This window comes from Streptosporangium sp. CA-115845 (assembly GCF_050943795.1).
Taxonomy (GTDB): domain Bacteria; phylum Actinomycetota; class Actinomycetes; order Streptosporangiales; family Streptosporangiaceae; genus Streptosporangium.
The window spans coordinates 6,009,368-6,026,747 of sequence record NZ_CP191988.1 but is presented as its reverse complement, the minus strand read 5'-3'; the positions used below and the strand labels follow the sequence as shown (position 1 = coordinate 6,026,747).

The window sequence follows — 17,380 nt, the reverse complement described above, 5'->3', positions numbered from 1 at the left end:
GCGCGGCTCGCGCCGCGTCCTTCTCCGAGTGCCCCGCCGACCGGCTCCCGGTGGTCTCCCGGCCCGTGCCGGCCTTCCGCCGCAGGCCTTGCCGGTCAGGGCGGTCAGACGGTCCGTTCCACGAGGTAGTGGCCCTCGCCGGTGAACCCGGTCACCCGGGCACCTTCCCCCATCAGCGTGCCCAGCACATCGCGCACGGCGTGGCGCCATGTCTTGGCCGCGCCGGGGTCGGTGCGGCGCAGCGCCTCGATGTCGGGCGGGACCGCGACCAGCAGCGTCCGGGCGTCGGTCCGTCCGGCGACCGGGCGGCCGTCGCGCTCGGCCAGGGCGGTCACCGCGTCCGGCGGGATCTTCGGCCGGTGCGGCTCGCCTCGTACGGCGGCCAGTACCCGCGGCTCGGTCAGCCGCCAGACGGCGAGTATCCGGTCGGACTCGTCGCCGGTGTTGATCGCGTCCTCCATGACACCGTAGAAGGACGGCAGGTACTTCTCGGGGCGGGCGCCGAGTTTGACCAGGTTGAAGTGAGCGTTGCGGCGTATCAGCGGGTCGTAGGTCCAGGTGATGCGATCCAGGCCCCGGTCGAGTGCCCAGCCGCGCTGGTGCAGCTTGAGCGCGAATCCGATCCCGCGCCCGATGGCGGAGCCGGTGATGTGCGAGTGCAGCACCTGCCCGGCCGGGGCCGCGAGGAAGCCGACCGAGGCGCCCACCAGGCGGTCGTCCTGGTAGGCGCCGGTCACGTAGTTGCCCGCGTGTGACAGCGCCCGCATGAGCTCGACGGTGATGGGCTCGCTGCCGGGATCGGGGTGCCAGATGCCGTCGAACAGCCGGAAGACCTCCTCCAGTTCCTCGATGGAGCGAAGTTCGCGCAGTACCACGCCGTTCACCCGAGCATCGCCCGGATCAGGCCGGTCAGCAGCGCCGTACGGCCGGGCATCTCGGCCACGAGCACATGCTCACTGTCGGCGTGGGCGCCGCCGCCCACCGCGCCCAGCCCGTCGAGGGTGGGGCAGCCGGCTCCGGCGGTGTAGTTGCCGTCGGAGGCCCCGCCCACTCCGACACCGGAGAGCGGGGCGAGTCCGAGGCCGGCGGCGATCCGCTGGGCGACGGCGAACAGCCCGGCCGATGAGGCCTCCTCCAGGGGAGGACGGTTCGGGCCGCCGATCACCTCCAGCCGGGTTCCGGCGAGCCGGGGGGACAGTGCCCTCATCAGCTCGTCCACCCGCTGCTGCGCGGCGAGGGTGGGCACCCGCACGTCCACCGACACGCGGGCCAGCGCGGGCACGGTGTTGACCGTGGTCCCCGCCGACAGCACCGTGGGCGTGACGGTGGTCGGGCCCAGGTCCGCGGGTCCGCCGGGTGCCGCCGTGCCGAACGGCGTCCCCGGTGCCGTGGAGCCCGGCCGCCGACCTGGAAGGAGGGGCAGCCCGCGCGTCGCGGCGGGTGACGTCTCCGCCGTCCTCATGGCGGAGGGGCCACCGTTCACCTGATCGGCGATCCCGGTGACGGCGAGGATCTGGTGGGCCAGCTCGATCCCCGCGTTGGCCCCCTTCTCGGGCTCCAGACCGGCGTGTGCGGCCGTTCCGCGCACCACGAGCTCGTAGACCGACGTACCCTTGCGCGCCGTCTTGAGCGCTCCGCCATCGGCGCTCGCCTCCAGCACGAACGCGGCCGCGCGGCCGCGCGCCGACTCCTCGATCAGCGCGCGTGAGGACGGTGAACCGACCTCCTCGTCGCCGGTGACCAGCACGCACACCCCATCCGGCGACGGCAGCGCGGCCAGTGCGTGGAACGCCTGCACCAGCCCGGCCTTCATGTCGAACACCCCCGGCCCCCGGGCGATCCCGCCGGCTACCGACCAGGGGCGCTCGGCCAGCGTCCCGAGCGGCCAGACCGTGTCGTGGTGGCCGACCAGCAGGACCCGGGGCGTGCCGAAGGTCCACCGCAGGTGGGTGACCCCGCCGATCACGATCGTCTCGGGGCGTGCGCCGAGCCTCCTGAACCCCTGGTCGGCGACCACCCGGGCGCTACGGGCCACCGCCTCGTGGTCGGCGGAGAACGACTCGCACGTGACGAGCTCCTCCAGGTCCTCAAGCATGACGTCCAGGTTCACCGTGGTCGTCCCAGCTCCGCGCGGAACAGTCGCAGGACGTTGCCGCCGAGGATCTTCACGATCTCCTCGTCGGCGAAGCCGTGCTTGAGCAGGGCGTCGGTGACCAGGGGCAGGCCGCTCGGGCCGGACAGCCCGGGCAGGACGGCCAGGGGGTCGATCTCGCCGTATCCGAGATCCTCGCAGCACGGAGGTGTGACGTCGGTCAGCACCTCGCGGACGAAGTCCGGGCCGAGGCCGACGTGGTCGATGCCGCCGACCTGTGCGATGTGCTCGATGTGGTCCACCAGGCGGTCCACGGTGAACTCCGCGGGGTCCGCGGCAAGGAAGCTCGGCACGAAGTTGACGCAGACCACGCCGCCGGTGGCGGCGACGGCGCGGATCTGGTCGTCGGTCAGGTTGCGGTGGTGGTCGCGGAGCGCGCGGGCCGAGGAGTGGGTCGCCATCACCGGCCTCCTCGCCAGCTCCAGCACGTGCCCCACCCCCGAGGCGCCCAGGTGGGAGATGTCGAAGATCATGCCGAGCCGTTCCATCTCCCGGACCGTCTCCACCCCCGCCGCGGTGAGCCTGCTGCCGGTGGCGTCCTCGCCGCTGCCGTCGGCCAGCGCGGTACGGCCCCAGTGCGCGATCGAGGCGACCCGCACGCCCAGCCGGTGCAGCGTGGCCACCAGTTCGACGGCCGAATCCAGGCCGGGCATGCTCTCCAGCGCCAGGACCAGGGCGATCCTGCCCTGGGCGAGCGTCTCGTCGATCTGCGCGCCGTCCAGGCAGAGCCGTACGGCGTCGGCGTTGCCCTCGGCCAGCACGTGGGCGCACTCGATCATGCGCAGTGTCTGCCGGAGCGCGCCCTCGGGGCGGTACTGGTCGTCGATGAAGACCGGCAGTACCTGGAGGTTCACCCCGCCCTCGCGCAGTTGCGGCAGCCAGCGCTCGCGGAAGAACGACGCCCAGCGTTGCGGCGGACGCGCGGTGACCGCTATCAGCAGGTCGTTGTGGGTGTCCGCGACGACGGCGCGGTGATGGAGCTCAACGGACACGTGCCAGCCCTCCGATGCGTGGTTACCGCGACGGTATGACAGGTTGGGGGTGGCGGAATTCGTCCGGTTTTCCTAATAGCGGTGAGTTGTTCGTCCATTCGGCCAAGATCACTAGACGATCGGGACGGTGTGCGGGCGGCGCGGGTGGCCGGCAGGCGAGTAAGGCGTCACCGGCCGGCGGTCAGCGCCTCGGAGTGCCACAGGTCGCGGTAGTAGCCGGGGGAGGAGACCAGCTCCTGGTGGCTGCCCCGCTGCGTCACCGAGCCGTTCTCCAGCACGACGATCTCGTCCACCCGCTCCAGCCCGCGCAGGCGGTGGGTGACGAGCAGCGTCGTGCGGCCGTGGGTGGCGTCCAGCAGGTCGGCCATCAGCGCGTCCGCCGTCGTCTCGTCCAGTGCCTCGGCGGGCTCGTCCAGCAGCAGCAGCGGAGGGTCGTTCAGCAGCGCCCGGGCCAGTGCCAGCCGCTGCAGCTGCCCACCTGACACCGTCCGCCCGTCCTCCCCGAGGACGGCGTCCCAGCCGGTCCGCTCCACCCAGCGTTCCAGGCGCGCCCGCCGCAGGGCCTCGGTGAGCTCCTCGTCCGAGGCCTCGGGACCCGCCAGCCGCAGGTTGTCCCGTACCGAGGCCTGGAACACGTACGGGTCCTGCGTCAGCCCGGTCATCACCCGCCGGACGTCGTCGGAGGCCAGTTCCCGGACGTCCACCCCGCTGACCCTGATCGTCCCCGACTCGGGCTCGACCAGGCGCATCAGGGCGGACAGCAGGGTGCTCTTGCCGGCACCGCTGGGGCCGACCAGGGCGACCCGCCTGCCGGGAGTGAGCGTGAGGCTGACCCCGTCCAGCGCGGGGGCGCGGCCGGCGCCGTGCCGGACCACCAGGTCCTTGATCTCAATGGTCGGCGCCCCGGCGGGCACCTCGACCGCGGTGGCCGGCTCCGCCACCGCCGGAGCGGTCGCGCCGACCTCCCGCAGGCGGCGCAGGGCGGCGAGCACCCCGGTCAACCGCTCGGCGGCCGAGGCCATCGGCAGCACCGGCTCGAAGGAGACCAGCGAGGTCAGCGCGAGCACCGCGGTGGCCACGGAGCCCGCCCCGGAGTTCTGCGCCACCAGGACGACCGCCGCCACGGTCAGGCCCTGGGTGAGCACGCCCAGGGCGGAGGCCACCGCGTTCGCCCGTGCCTGCCGGCGCTCCAGCGCCGCCAGCCGGGTGTCGGCCTCGGCGGCGGCGGCCAGAGCCCGCTCGTTCGCCCCGTAGGCGGCCAGGTCGGCCGCGCCGTGCACCAGGTCGGCGACCCGGGCCGCCAGGTCGGCCCGTGCGGGGGCGATCCGCGCCGACCAGCGCCGTGCGGCGGCGGCCGTGCCCGCGGGGATCACCACCCCGGCCACCAGCAGCCCGGCCAGCAGCACCAGCGCCGCGGCCGGGAGCAGGAACAGCCCGATCACCATCGCGGCCACACCGGTGATCAGCGCCGCGGTGGCGGGAAGCAGGCACCGTACGAGCAGGTCCTGCGCCGCGTCGGTGTCGTCGACCATGCGGCTGAGCAGGTCGGCCCCCCGCTGGTTCAGCGGTCGTGCGGGGATGAGCGCCTGGTAGAGCCGCTCCCTGGTCGTCGCCTGGGCTCGCAGCGCCACGTCGTGCCCGGCGAGCCGCTCCCCGTACCGGAAGACCCCCTTGGTCGTCGCGAACGCCCTGACCCCGACGATCGCCACGCTCAGTGCCGCCAGCGGCGGCTGCTCGGCGGCCCTGGTGATGAGCCACCCGGCGGACCCGATCAGCCCGAGCCCGGCCAGCTCGGCCGCCGCCCCCGCCGCCACGGCAAGGGTCATCCGCCCGCGCGTCCTGCCTGCCGGGATCTCGTTGACATCGGTCATGGGGAGGCGATCTCCTCTCGCGCCCCGGCCACCACGCGGCCGTCGGTGATCCGGATCACCCGGTCGGCCAGCTCGATCATCGCGGGCCGGTGGGCGACGATCACGGCGGTACGGCCCTCGGCGAGGTCGCGGGTCGCGCTCACGACCGCGCTCTCGCTGCGGCCGTCGAGCCGCGCGGTCGGCTCGTCCAGCAGGAGCAGTCCGGCTCCTGGGCGGCAGAACGCGCGGGCGAGCGCGACCCGCTGCCGCTGCCCGGCCGACAGGTTCGTCCCGCGCTCGCCGAGCACCGTGTCGTAGCCCTCGGGCAGCGCCAGGATGAACTCCTCCGCCTGCGCGGCCCGTGCCGCGGCCCTGACCTCGTCGATCGTCGCGCCGGGGGCGCCGAGCCTGATGTTGTCGGCCACCGAGGTGGCGAAGAGGTGCGGGCGCTGGGGCACGAACGCCAGGCGCGCCCGCCAGGGGTCGTGGTCGCCGATCTCGGCGCCGTCGACGAGCACCCGGCCCTCGGCAGGGGTGACGAAGCCGAGCAGCAGGTGGAGCAGGGTGCTCTTGCCCGCGCCGCTCTCGCCGACCAGGGCCACTCGCTCGCCGGGGGCGATCACCAGCGACACGTCCTCCAGCGCGGCCTCCTCCCGGCCCGGGTAGCGCACCGTGACATGCTCCAGCCGGATCTCCGGCGCCGTCGTCGCCCCGGGGCCCGGGTGCCCGGTGGCGGGCGCGCCACGTGGAGCCTCCGCGTGGCCGTCGAGCACGGCGAACGCCTCGTCGGCGGCGGCGACGCCCTCCATCGCCGCGTGGAACCTGCTGCCCATGTTGCGCAGCGGCAGGTACGCCTCGGGTGCCAGGAGCAGGACCAGCAGCGCGGTCGACAGGTCAAGGGAGCCCGACAGCAGCCGCAGGCCCACCGGCACGGCGACCAGGGCCAGTGAGAGCGACGCGGCCAGCTCCAGTACCAGTGAGGACAGGAAGGCCACCCGCAGCGTGCGCATCGTCGCGACCCGGTGGGCGTCGGCCACCCGCTGGATCACCTCGGCCTGGTAGCGGGCCCGGCCGAAGGCGCGCAGCGTGGGAAGGCCCCGGACCACGTCCAGGAAGTGCCCGCCGAGGCGGGACAGGGCCCTCCACTGGCGTTCGGTGACGGCCTTGGTGTGCATGCCGACCAGCGCCCCGAAGATCGGGATGAGCGGCAGCGTGACCAGCACGATCACCGCGCTGGCCAGGTCGGCGGTGAAAAGCCGGACGAGCACCGCGATCGGCACGACGCCCGCGACCGCCACCGCGGGCAGGTAGCCCGACAGATAGGGGTCGAGGGCGTCCAGACCGCGGCCGGTCAGCGTCACCAGCTCTCCCGAACGCACCGAGGCCGGCCTGGCGGGGCCGGCTTCCTGCAGCCGCGCCAGCAGGCGGTGGCGCAGGGTGGACTTCACCCCGCCGCTCATCCGCCCGGCGGCCGTTCCCTGCACCAGGGTGAGCAGCCCCCGGGCGCCGACGACCACGGCCAGCAGGATCAGGGCCGGGGCCGCGAACCGCCCGGACAGCACCCCGGCGAGCAGCTCGGCCTGGAGGAGGATGAGCAACCCGGCCAGGACTGCGGCGGCCAGGCACACGGCCAGGTGACGGCGGACGGCCCGCTCGCCCAACGCCAGCCGTACCAGATCCTTGTGCATGCCAACCCTAGAGACCTCAGAAGAACGACGGAACCCGACCGGCGGCACGCTCGGGGCCGAACGTCCGCCACACCCATACTTGCGCACCCACCATGATCGGTGCGAACGGCAGAATCATGACACTCAGCACACTTAACGTACCGGCGGGCGCCATATGGTCCAGCAGCCAGGGGGAGAGCACGGCGAGCAGCGCCGCGACGGGCGCGGCCGCGGCGCACGCCGAGCCCAGGAGCGCCCACCCGGTGCGGTGCGCCCCGGTCATCCGCTCGGGCAGCCGCCAGGAGAGGAACGTCCAGCCGTGCAGGGCGAACAGCGCGGCCATCACCAGGGCGCCCGCCAGCCCGAGCAGGCTGATCGCCGGCCCCGACAGGCCGCCGGCCAGCGCGACCAGTGCCATGCCCCAGCTCAGTGCCAGGCCGCAGGAGCCGGCACAGATCGCCCAGTCCCAGGTCGTACGCCATGCGCTCCCGTCGGCACGGCGGCGGAACCAGAGCCCGGCGTCGCGCAGGATCCACGACACCAGCAGCAGCACCACCAGCGGGTAGAGGCCGAACAGCACCTCTCCCTCGATCGCGGGGAAGGCACCGAACAGCACGCCCGCCACGGCCACCAGCCACACCTCGCCCGCCAGGACGAACGGCGCCATGGCGGTGACGATCTCGTCCCGGTCCCGTTGCGTCCTGCCGAGCACGGGCAGCAGCATGCCCACCCCGATGTCGAAGCCCTCCAGGGCGAAGTAGCCGATCAGCAGGAGGGCGAACACGCCCAGCCAGAGGATGTCCACGATCGGCTCCCTAGTAGCTGAGCGCGTGCGCGCGCTCGGTGGGGTCGGCGGGGGCGTCCGCGCCGAGGGTGGCGGCGGCGGGCCCGCGCCGTACGGTACGGGCGATCAGCAGGTAGTCGACGAGCGCGAGCAGGCCGAGCAGGCCGCCGAAGGCGATGAGCGAGACGGTGACCATCCCCGAGGTCAGCCCGGGGGACATGGCGTCGGCGACGGTGAGCCTGCCATTGATCATCCAGGGCTGCCGCCCCGACTCCCTGGCCAGCCAGCCGAGGATCGCCGCCAGGAAGGGCAGCGGGGTCATCGCCATCAGCAGGGGGTGCGCCCAGCGCCAGCGCGGCAGCCAGTACACGGTCGGTGCCAGCACGAACATGATGAGGGCCTGGAACAGCTGACCAATCATGATCATGAAGCCGAGTCCGGTGCCGGCCAGGGCACCGTCGAACTTGTCCGGCTGGAACTGGGAGATCGGGCCGAACTGCGCGTAGCCGAAACCGACCGTGATCAGTGAGCCGACCAGCGAGACGATCACTCCGGTACGGAGCGAGCTCGTGAAGAACTCCCGCTCGGCGGTGTGCCTGAACAGCTGGTACGCGCTGGCCCCCAGCATCACGAAACCGCCGGTCCACAGGCCCGCGCCGAGCACGTGCGGCAGCGCCATGGTCAGCATCGGGTTGGTGAGCAGCGCGCCGAAGTCGGTCAGCACCAGGTGGCCGTCCCGCTCCACGGCCCCGGCGGGGTTCTGCAGGAACGAGTTGGCCACCATGATCCAGAGGGCGGAGGCATAGGCGGTCAGCGTCACCACCCAGATGCACGCCAGATGGAGCCATGTGGGCAGCCGGTGCCAGCCGAAGATCCACAGACCCAGGAAGGTGGACTCCAGGAAGAAGGCGCCAAGCGTCTCGATCGCGAGCGGTGCCCCGAAGACATCGCCGGCGTAGTGCGAGAGACCACTCCAGTTCAGGCCGAACTGGAACTCCATCACCAGCCCGGTGAGGATGCCGAGCGCGTAGTTGATCACATAGATCTGGCCCCAGAAGCGGGTCGCCCGCTCGTGGACCGGCCTGCCGGTGATGGCGTGGCGGGTGTGCATGATCGCGATCAGGGGGGCCAGGCCCAGGGTCAGCACGACGAACAGGAAGTGCAGACTTCCCGTCACGGCGAACTGCGTCCGGGCCAGGTCGAGCACGTCCACACTCTCACCTCCGTTGTTATGTCTGTCTACCTATAGACACTCTACATGTAGGATGCCTACATGTAGAGTGTCTATGCGAAAGGTAGGCTGACGACGTGAGTGAGCGAAGCGAACGGGCCGCCGGGTGCGGCGACGAGGGATCCGCCCGGCCCGCGGAGGCGATCGCGTGAACCCCGACGCGCTCCGCGGCCACATGGACGCCCTGCTGCTCTCCGTGCTGGAGCACGAACCGCTGCACGGCTACGCGATCATCGAGGCGCTCCAGGCGCGCAGCGGCGGCGCGCTGAACGTGCCGACGGGCACGGTCTACCCGGCGCTGCGCCGGCTGGAGCAGGCGGGATACCTGGCCAGCGAGTGGGCCACGGTGGGCGGGCGCAAGCGGCGCACCTACCGGCTGACCTCCTCAGGGCGCACGGCCCTCGCCGGCGAGCGCTCCGCCTGGCAGCGGTTCGCCGGAGCCATCGGCAGCGTCCTGGAGCCGCGGACCACCCGCTGACCCCGGCGGGGGCGGGGACTATGCGCAGGCGAGGACGGGGCCACGGCGGGTGAGGCTCAGGCATTTGAAGGCGCCGTAGAGCTGCAGGCCCCAGAACAGGAAGCTCACCAGCGCCGCACCGACCCCCGGCAGGTAGCCGCCGAAGCCGGTCGGCCCGCTGGAGCCGAACATCAGCGCCCCGGACAGCACGAGCATGACCGGCAGCATCGCCCAGACGAGCAGGCCGAGGAAGCGGGTGACGAGCCGGGGCCGCCTGATCCTGCGCAGACCCCGGCCCAGCGCGAACAGCGCGACCCCGCCGAGCACGCCGATGAGCATCTGGAGGATGTCCAGGCCCCGGGCGACCGGGACGAACCAGGCGGGGCTGGTCTGGTAGGCCGTCGGGGCAGTGGGAAAGATCTTCCAGATCACGCTCCACATGACCGTGGTGAGCGGCACGGTGAGGAACAGCACGGCGGCCAGCCTGCGGCCCGCCGCGATGGACAACTCCTCCTGGTAGCCCGGCGCGATCTCACCGATCGTCCCGAACTCCTCGACCGCGGTCCGCTCGGCCTCCTCGCGCCCCAGGCCGTCGCCCTCCAGCGCCTCGGCGGTGTCGAGCAGGCTGTCGCGGGCCTCGGTGATCATGTCAAGCCTGGGGCCCCTGGGACCTCGGAGAGCGCGGCTGAGCCCGGTCACGTAGTCGTCGATGACCCCGCTGCCTGCCATGTGCTCTCCAGATGCTCTTCAGCGGCCCGATCCCCGTTCAGGGTACGGGTCTCCCATCCTGGTCGCCCGTCCGTGACCCCGCATCGGGGACCACCCTGAGAAGACCCGGAGTCGGCACCCGTTCGGATCCCGTACGGTCTCCCGCGGGCGGGTCTCAGCCGTGGTTCGGGGCGCGCCGCAGGGGCCACCAGCGCAGTCCCGGCCATGACCTGCGCGGGACGACGGCGAGCGCGCAGCCGCTCAGCCGGAGCCCCTCGGGATGGCGGATTCCGGTGAAGAGGCAGGTGCTGAGGTCCAGGTCGGAGAGTTCCAGTTCCTCGGCGTCCACCTCGTGCAGCGAGGTCACCCGGGCGCCGTCCCGGCCCCGCACCGTGGCCGGGCCGCGCAGGGTCGCTCCCTCCAGGTCGGCCCGCGCGTTGTCGAGCCGGACGGTCAGCCGCCCGTCCACCTCCAGGCGCCGCAGGTCCACCGAGCATCCGCCGGTGGTCACGTCAAGGCCCTTGCCCGCCCACGCCCCGGCGAGGGTCAGGTGGCGGCCGACCGAGATCGGGGCCAGGTAGCCGCCCGCCGAGAAGCGTGCCCCGTCGAACCCGGCCAGCCCACCGAAGCTCGTCTTGCGAAACGACACGGTACGGCGGAACCTGCAGCCCCTCAGGGTCGCGTCGCCGGTGAATCCGGTGCCGTCGAAGGTGACGAAACCATGGAAGTCGGCCTGCTCGAAGGACGCGGTCCGGTCGAAAAGCGCTCCTCCGAACAGCGCGTCGCCGTCGATGGACACCCGGTCGAAGGCCGCGTGCCCGATGATGGCGACACCGTGCAGGGAGAGTTCCCGATCGAACCTGACCTCCCTGAAGGAGACGTTGCGGGCGAACCTGGCGTTGAAGAACGAGGCGAGGCGCTGGAAACGCGCGTGGTCGAAGGAGACGTCCCCGCCGAACACGATGTCGCAGAACCGCACGCTCTCGGGAAAGGTCGCCCAGTCGAACCGAGCCCGGCCCAGGCGCCCGCGGGTCGCGGACAGGATCCGCTCCAGCAGGTTCCGGCCGACGACGGTGGCCCGCAGGTCGATCGCGGAACCGGGGGAGAGGCCGCGGACGACCTCGTCGAGTTCGGCGGCGTCCAGATGGGCCAGGCAGCGTCCGTAGGGCTGCCGCGCGGATCCGGCGCACTCCAGGGAGGCGGCGCAGGTGTCCCAACCCACGTCCAGAGTTCTCATAACCGCAGTGATACCCACAGGCGCCGAGGCAAGCGACTTCTAGGTCAAGGAAAGCCATATCTGGCCGGGCTGGATAGACATGAAGTGTCAAGATTCTTGAATTCGCCTTATATCCACTTATGGGTTGATGTCCTGGAATCCATCCAGCTCTACGCTCCCGGTCATGCGTGCTTTATCCCGGGCGTTCGCCGCCCTCGTGACCGTTGGCCTCGCCGCCACCGGCGTCGCGACCCTCGCCTCATCCCCGGCCCTGGCGGAGCCGGGCACCGTCGTCATCAGCCAGGTCTACGGCGGTGGCGGTAACGCCGGCGCGTCGCTCGCCAACGACTATGTCGAGCTGTTCAACCGCAGCGCCGCGCCCGTCGTCCTGGACGGCTGGTCCGTCCAGTACGCCAGCGCCACCGGCACCGGAAACTTCGCCGCCAACCCGGTCGTCCCCCTGGCGGGTACGCTCGCGCCAGGTCAGTACCATCTCCTCCAGCTGGCCGGCGGCGCCAACGGTTCACCGCTGCCCGCCCCGGACGGCACCGGGACGATCAACCTGAGCGGCTCCGCGGGCAAGGTGGTCCTGGTCCGCTCGGCCCAGGGCCTGGCGTGCAACGGCGGCTCGGTCCTGTGCGCCCCGGAGCAGGCGGCGCTGATCGCCGATCTGATCGGCTACGGCACCGCCAACTACTTCGAGGGCACCGCGGCCCCCGGGCTCTCGATCACCACGGCGGGGCTGCGCAAGGACCACGGCTGCGCCGACACCGACGACAACGGTGCCGACGTGGAGGCCGCGGCCCCCTCGCCGCGCAACCGGGCCACCGACGCCGCGCCGTGCGGCGACGTCGATCCCACGCCGACCCCCACCCCCACGCCGACCGTGGAACCCACGCCGACCGTGGAACCCACGCCGACCCCCACCCCGACGGGGGAGCCGTGTGAGATCCCGGTCACCCACCAGATCGCCCAGGTGCAGGGCAGCGGTGACGTCAGCCCGCTGGCCGGCCAGGTCGTCCGCGTCGAGGGCGTCGTGACCGCCGACTTCCAGGAGACGAGCCAGCTCAGCGGGTTCTTCTTCCAGGACCCGACCCCGGACGCCGACCCGGCCACCTCCGAGGGCCTGTTCGCCTTCGCCCGTAGCTCCTTCAAGGACGTCAAGGTCGGCGACCGGGTCCTGGTCACCGGCAGGGTCGTGGAGTTCAACGGCTGGACCGAGCTGTCACCGGTCACCGCGGTGGACGTCTGCGGCACGGGCACCATCGCGCCCGCCAAGCAGAGCCTGCCCCGCGCCGAGGGCACGACCTTCGAGTCCGTCGAGAACATGCTCGTCACCTTCCCCGAGCCGCTCACCCTCAGCGACCACTACAACCTGGGCCGGTACGGCGAGATCACCGTCTCCTCCGAGGGACGCATCTTCCAGCCGACCGACCGGCCGGGCGTGACCACGGCCAAGAACGCGCGGCGTAGCCTGCTGGTGGACGACGCCTCCACGGTGGAGAACCCGCCGGCGATCCCCTATGTCGACCGGCGCCTCCGCCTGGGGGACACCGCCTTCGGCGTCACCGGCGTCATGGGGTACGGCTTCGGCAAGTACCGGCTCCAGCCGACCAAGCCGCTCAACTTCCTGCCGCTCAACCCGCGCCTGCCCGCCCCGTTCCCGGTCATCGGCAACGTCAAGGTGGCCAGCTTCAACGCACTCAACTGGTTCACCACCCTTCGCTCGCGCGGCGCGAGCAGTCCCGAGGAGCAGCAGCGCCAGCTCACCAAGCTGGTCGCCGCCCTCAAGGGGGTCAACGCCGACGTCGTCGGCCTCATGGAGATCCAGAACAACGGCCAGACCGCGATTCAGGCCCTGGTCGACGCGCTCAACGCCGAGGTCGGCGCGGGTACCTACGCGGCGCTTGCCCACCCCTACCCGGGCACCGACGTGATCCAGGTGGCGATGATCTACAAGCCGGCCAGGATCCAGCTGGTGGGCGCGGCGCAGTCCTCCACCGACCCGGTCTTCCGGCGGCCTCCGCTGATCCAGACCTTCCGCCGGGTCCAGGGCGGTAAGTCCTTCACCGTGCTGGTCAACCACTACAAGTCCAAGGGCTGCGACACCGAGGCCGTGGGCCCCGACGCCGACCAGGGCGACGGGCAGAGCTGCTACAACGGCGAGCGCGTACGCCAGGCACAGGCCACGCTGGGTCTGATCAAGGACCTGAAACTGACCAACCCGATGGTGCTCGGCGACCTCAACGCCTACGGCGAGGAGGACCCGATGGACGTCCTGGAGGCCGGTGGCCTCAGCAGCACGACCAAGAGGTTCGTCCCCGAGCCGCTGCGCTACAGCTACCTGTACGAGGGCCAGCTCGGCGAGCTGGACCACGCCCTGGTTGGGGAGGACCTGCTCAAGCGGGTGACCAGCGCGACGATCTGGCACATCAACTCCGATGAGAGCCGGATCTACGACTACAACCTCGAGTACAACCCGCCGGGCCTGTACAGGCCCGACGCCTTCCGCGCCTCCGACCACGACCCCGTGATCGTCGGCCTCACCCTGTAGACCGATCCCTGCGGGCCTCCCCCCGCAGGCCGACAAGGGCTGACAGGCGGTGGCCCGGTGCCGATCGGCACCGAGCCACCGCCCGTTCTCCCCCCGACAGGTCGCTGGGCCGGCGAGCCGGACAGCTCCGCGACGACCGGGGAAACGATCATGGGGGCGTCCTGGCCGGGCGACCGGCGTTTTCGCCGGGCCGGTGAACACCGGAGTCGCGCCGAGCCCGGGTCCCGTGGCCCCCACGGCCGGCGATCTCCCAGGTCACCCGGTTCGAGGGGGACGGAGCCTGCGGGATGGAATGCTCGTGGACGGGAAGTGGTTATGCCAGCCAAACAGATGTGAACAACAGAAGGAGCCAACGGTGGCCACCATCGAGGTAACCGAGAAGAACTTCAACGACATCGCCGATGAGGGGATCGTCCTGCTGGACTTCTGGGCGGCCTGGTGCGGACCGTGCCGCACCTTCGGGCCGATTTTCGAGAAGTCCTCCGCGAAGCACACGGACATCAAGTTCGGCAAGATCGACACCGAGGCCGAGCAGGCCCTCGCCCAGGGATTCGAGATCACGTCGATCCCGACGATCATGGCCATCCGGGACGGCATCGTCGTCTTCGCCCAGCCGGGCGCGCTGCCCGAGCCCGCTCTCGAGGACCTCATCGGCCAGGTCCGCGCACTCGACATGGACGCGATCCGTGCCGAGCTCGCCAACGAACTCGGTGTCCAGAAGGGCTGACACGGACCGGGGCCTTCGTACGATCGGGGATCGCCTCCGCGAACCTGTGAGCTTCTTCGTGGATTCTCGATCGTTCGCGTGGAGCCGGACCCCCTCGCGGCCCCAGGGCCCCGGCGTTCCCGGGTTCTGATGCGGTATGCCGACGTTGAGTGTTTGGCCAGGTGAAAGACGAAAGAGCGCGACTTCTGCTGATCTTTCAGGTCTCGAATCCGAAGATCGCCGCAGGAGTCGCGCTCGTGTCCCCATCTTCCCTGACCAGCTCTCGTCTCGTCCCGTGTCTTGACCGGTTCGCCGACCTGGCGTTGCGGGAAGCCGAGTTGGCGACTGATCCGGCCGTGGTGGAATCGGCGTTGATACGCCGATTGGCGGCCGTGCCCGAGCGGCGCTCGGCCTGCGGGCTGCGGCATCCGCTGGTGGTCATCTTGACGTTGACGGCGTGCGCAACGCTCGTGGTCGGTGGTGACAGCGTCGCGGCGATCCGGCAGTGGGCCGCCCGGACCTCGCAAACGGTGCTGGAGCGGCTGGGCGCCTATCGCGATCCGTTCACCGGCCTGTTCGTCGTGCCCGGTGAGCGGACTTTCCGTCGGGTCCCGGCCGACCTGGACGCCGACGCGCTGGACACGGCGATCAGCGGCTATGTGGCCGAGGTGGTGCGCCGGGCGGCGCCGGCGCCGCGGATTCCCCACACCCCTGGACCCGTCGAGCGTGAGCAGCGGCGCGTAGCTCAGCGACAGGTCACCCATCCTGCCCCGGCCGGGCTGCTGCCCGGCGCCGCCCTGGACGGCAAGGCCTGTCGCGACGCCCGGACCGAGCAGGGCGGGCGGGTCTTCCTGGTCGGGGCGATCAGCCACGAGCACGGCGTAATCCTGGGCCAATGCCAGGTCGCCGACAAGCACGGGGAGGGACCCGCCGCCCGTGCTCTGCTGGCCCGGCTGGACGTGGCCGGGACGGTCTTGACCCTGGACGCGCCGCACACCACCAAGGCCACCGCCCGCCTGATCACCCAGCATCCGGACGCCCACCACATCCTCATTGTGAAGGGTAACCAGCCGCTGGCCCGTGCGGCCGCCCAGGCTCTGTTGACCGGCCCGGATGCCGACTGGACCGCGACCACCGCCATCGATGACGATCACGGGCACGACCGCACCGAACGCCGCACCATCCGCACCGCCAAAGCAGACGACGCCCTGTTCCCCGGCGCCCGCCAAGCCTTCCGGCTCCGCCGCGACGTCGGCGACCTGGACGGCGTCTGGACCAGCAAGGAGGTCGTGTACGGCATCACCGGCCTGCCCGCCGAAGCGGCCGGGCCCGCTCATCTCAACCACTGTGAACGGGCGCATTGGGGCGTGGAAAACCGTCTCCACCGGGTCCGCGACGTGACCTTCCGGGAGGATCACTCCCAGGTCAGGTCGGGAACCGCGCCCAGAGCGCTGGCCGGCTTCAGAAACCTGGCGATCAGCACCGCCCGGCTGGCCGACCGCGCCAACATCGCCCATGCCCGCCGTGACCTCCTCGACCACGGTGACGCCTTCGCCGTCTACACCATCTGATCAATCCGACGAACCGGGACAGAGTGAATCAACGCCGGGGCCCTGCTCGCGGCCCGGGCCCCTTCGAAGGGGCCCGGGCCGCGAGGGGAGCGGGTGTCAGACCGAGCGGTAGAGCTCGGCCACCCGGAAGGCCAGGTCGAGCGACTGGCCGCGGTTGAGACGCGGGTCGCAGGCCGTCTCGTAGCGCCGGGCCAGGTCGTCCTCGACGATCTCGGCACCGCCGCCCACGCACTCGGTGACGTCGTCGCCGGTGAACTCGATGTGGACGCCGCCCGGGTGGGTGCCGAGCGCGCGGTGCACCTCGAAGAAGCCCGCCACCTCATTCAGGACGTCGTCCAGGCGGCGGGTCTTGTGGCCGCTGGGCGCCTCGAAGGTGTTGCCGTGCATGGGGTCGCAGATCCACGCCACCTGGGCGCCGCTCGCGGTCACCTTCTCCACCAGCTCGGGAAGGTGGTCACGGATCTTCGACGCGCCCATCCGGGTGATGAAGGTCAGCCGCCCCGCCTCGTTGTCGGGGTTGAGCTTCTCGATCAACGCGAGGGCGTCCTCGGCGCTGGTCGTCGGGCCGAGCTTGACGCCGATCGGGTTGCGGATGCTGGCGAAGAACTCGACGTGCGCGCCGTCGAGTTGGCGGGTGCGCTCGCCGATCCAGACCATGTGCGCCGAGACGTCGTACGGCTGGCCGGTCCGCGAGTCGATCCGGGTGAGCGCCTGGTCGTAGTCGAGGATCAGTGCCTCGTGCGAGGAGTAGAACTCCACGGTGTGGAACTCCTCGGGCTCCGCCCCGCAGGCGCGCATGAAGGCCAGCGCCTGGTCGATCTCGCGGGCGAGCTGCTCGTAGCGCTTGCCGGCCGGGGACTCGCCCACGAAGTCCTGGTTCCAGGCGTGCACCTGGCGCAGGTCGGCGTAGCCGCCCTTGGTGAAGGCGCGGACCAGGTTGAGCGTCACCGCGGAGGAGTGGTAGGCGCGCAGCAGCCGGCCCGGGTCGGGGACGCGGGAGTCGGTGGTGAAGTCGAAGCCGTTGACCATGTCGCCCCGGTAGGCGGGCAGCTCGACGCCGTCGCGGATCTCGGTGTTCTTCGAGCGGGGCTTGGCGAACTGCCCGGCCATCCGGCCGATCTTCACCACGGGGACCTTGGCCGCGTAGGTGAGCACGATCGCCATCTGGAGCAGCGTCTTGAGCTTGTTGCGCACGTCGTCGGCGGTGGCGCCGGCGAAGGTCTCGGCGCAGTCTCCGCCCTGCAGGACGAAGGCCTCGCCCCGTGTCACCGCCGCCAGGTCCGCCTTGAGGTTGTCGCACTCGCCCGCGAAGACGAGGGGCGGGAGTCCCTTCAGCTCGGTGACGACCTTGTCCAGCTCGCCGCGGTCAGGCCACACGGGCTGCTGCGCCGCAGGCAGCTGCCGCCAGGAATCGAGGTTGATGCTCACGACATACCAGGCTATTGCAACCGGCTGTGCGAACGGACCCGATTGTCCACATGGTGAGAAGGTC

14 protein-coding genes are annotated in these 17,380 nt (G+C 71.5%); 4 read left to right on the top strand and 10 right to left on the bottom strand.

Annotated elements, in window-relative coordinates; translation table 11 throughout:
• Positions 1–104 precede the first annotated feature (104 nt).
• The 7 genes from ACQP0P_RS29365 to ACQP0P_RS29335 form a co-directional block, all read right to left on the bottom strand.
• Positions 105–884, bottom strand: a complete 780-nt coding sequence (locus tag ACQP0P_RS29365; RefSeq protein WP_433360403.1) for a GNAT family N-acetyltransferase — start codon at positions 882–884, stop codon at positions 105–107.
• Positions 881–2,110 (bottom strand): M20 family metallopeptidase, encoded by a 1,230-nt coding sequence (locus ACQP0P_RS29360; RefSeq protein WP_433360400.1) that lies wholly within the window; start codon positions 2,108–2,110, stop codon positions 881–883. Before ACQP0P_RS29360 ends, ACQP0P_RS29365 begins: the two co-directional genes overlap by 4 nt.
• Positions 2,107–3,144, bottom strand: a complete 1,038-nt coding sequence (locus ACQP0P_RS29355; protein WP_433360397.1) for a dipeptidase — start codon at positions 3,142–3,144, stop codon at positions 2,107–2,109. The genes ACQP0P_RS29360 and ACQP0P_RS29355 overlap by 4 nt, the downstream gene beginning before the upstream one ends.
• Positions 3,145–3,311: 167 nt before the next feature.
• On the bottom strand, positions 3,312–5,015 hold the full coding sequence (gene cydC, locus ACQP0P_RS29350) for a thiol reductant ABC exporter subunit CydC (protein WP_433360394.1): 1,704 nt from the start codon (positions 5,013–5,015) through the stop codon (positions 3,312–3,314).
• The gene (gene cydD, locus ACQP0P_RS29345; RefSeq protein WP_433360391.1) at positions 5,012–6,682 is read right to left on the bottom strand and encodes a thiol reductant ABC exporter subunit CydD; all 1,671 of its coding nucleotides are present in this window, start codon (positions 6,680–6,682) and stop codon (positions 5,012–5,014) included. The genes cydC and cydD overlap by 4 nt, the downstream gene beginning before the upstream one ends.
• Before the next feature lie 16 nt (positions 6,683–6,698).
• Positions 6,699–7,466, bottom strand: a complete 768-nt coding sequence (locus ACQP0P_RS29340; protein WP_433360388.1) for a cytochrome d ubiquinol oxidase subunit II — start codon at positions 7,464–7,466, stop codon at positions 6,699–6,701.
• Positions 7,467–7,476: 10 nt separating this feature from the next.
• Positions 7,477–8,658 (bottom strand): cytochrome ubiquinol oxidase subunit I, encoded by a 1,182-nt coding sequence (locus tag ACQP0P_RS29335; RefSeq protein WP_433360385.1) that lies wholly within the window; start codon positions 8,656–8,658, stop codon positions 7,477–7,479.
• A 166-nt stretch (positions 8,659–8,824) separates the two neighbouring features.
• On the opposite strand from ACQP0P_RS29335, the gene ACQP0P_RS29330 reads away from it, so the two are divergent.
• Positions 8,825–9,154 carry a PadR family transcriptional regulator gene (locus tag ACQP0P_RS29330; protein WP_433360383.1) on the top strand — a complete coding sequence of 110 codons (330 nt, stop codon included), beginning with the start codon at positions 8,825–8,827 and terminating at the stop codon, positions 9,152–9,154.
• A gap of 18 nt (positions 9,155–9,172) precedes the next feature.
• On the opposite strand, the gene ACQP0P_RS29325 is transcribed toward ACQP0P_RS29330, so the two are convergent.
• The gene (locus ACQP0P_RS29325) at positions 9,173–9,862 is read right to left on the bottom strand and encodes a permease prefix domain 1-containing protein (RefSeq protein WP_433360380.1); all 690 of its coding nucleotides are present in this window, start codon (positions 9,860–9,862) and stop codon (positions 9,173–9,175) included.
• 154 nt (positions 9,863–10,016) lie between these two features.
• Positions 10,017–11,078 (bottom strand): pentapeptide repeat-containing protein, encoded by a 1,062-nt coding sequence (locus ACQP0P_RS29320; RefSeq protein ID WP_433360377.1) that lies wholly within the window; start codon positions 11,076–11,078, stop codon positions 10,017–10,019.
• Positions 11,079–11,241: 163 nt separating this feature from the next.
• Here ACQP0P_RS29320 and ACQP0P_RS29315 point away from each other — a divergent pair, with 163 nt between their 5' ends.
• The 3 genes from ACQP0P_RS29315 (at position 11,242) to ACQP0P_RS29305 (ending at position 15,888) form a co-directional block, all read left to right on the top strand.
• Positions 11,242–13,611 carry an ExeM/NucH family extracellular endonuclease gene (locus tag ACQP0P_RS29315; protein ID WP_433360374.1) on the top strand — a complete coding sequence of 790 codons (2,370 nt, stop codon included), beginning with the start codon at positions 11,242–11,244 and terminating at the stop codon, positions 13,609–13,611.
• A gap of 355 nt (positions 13,612–13,966) precedes the next feature.
• Complete coding sequence (gene trxA, locus ACQP0P_RS29310; RefSeq protein ID WP_030908921.1) at positions 13,967–14,338, top strand: thioredoxin; 372 nt, start codon at positions 13,967–13,969, stop codon at positions 14,336–14,338.
• A gap of 236 nt (positions 14,339–14,574) precedes the next feature.
• Positions 14,575–15,888, top strand: coding sequence for an ISAs1 family transposase (locus ACQP0P_RS29305; protein WP_433360371.1), 1,314 nt, complete (start codon positions 14,575–14,577; stop codon positions 15,886–15,888).
• A gap of 96 nt (positions 15,889–15,984) precedes the next feature.
• Here ACQP0P_RS29305 and ACQP0P_RS29300 read toward each other — a convergent pair whose 3' ends face one another.
• Entirely contained in the window at positions 15,985–17,316 is a 1,332-nt protein-coding gene (locus tag ACQP0P_RS29300; RefSeq protein ID WP_433360368.1) for a class II 3-deoxy-7-phosphoheptulonate synthase, read from the bottom strand.
• Positions 17,317–17,380: the final 64 nt, after the last annotated feature.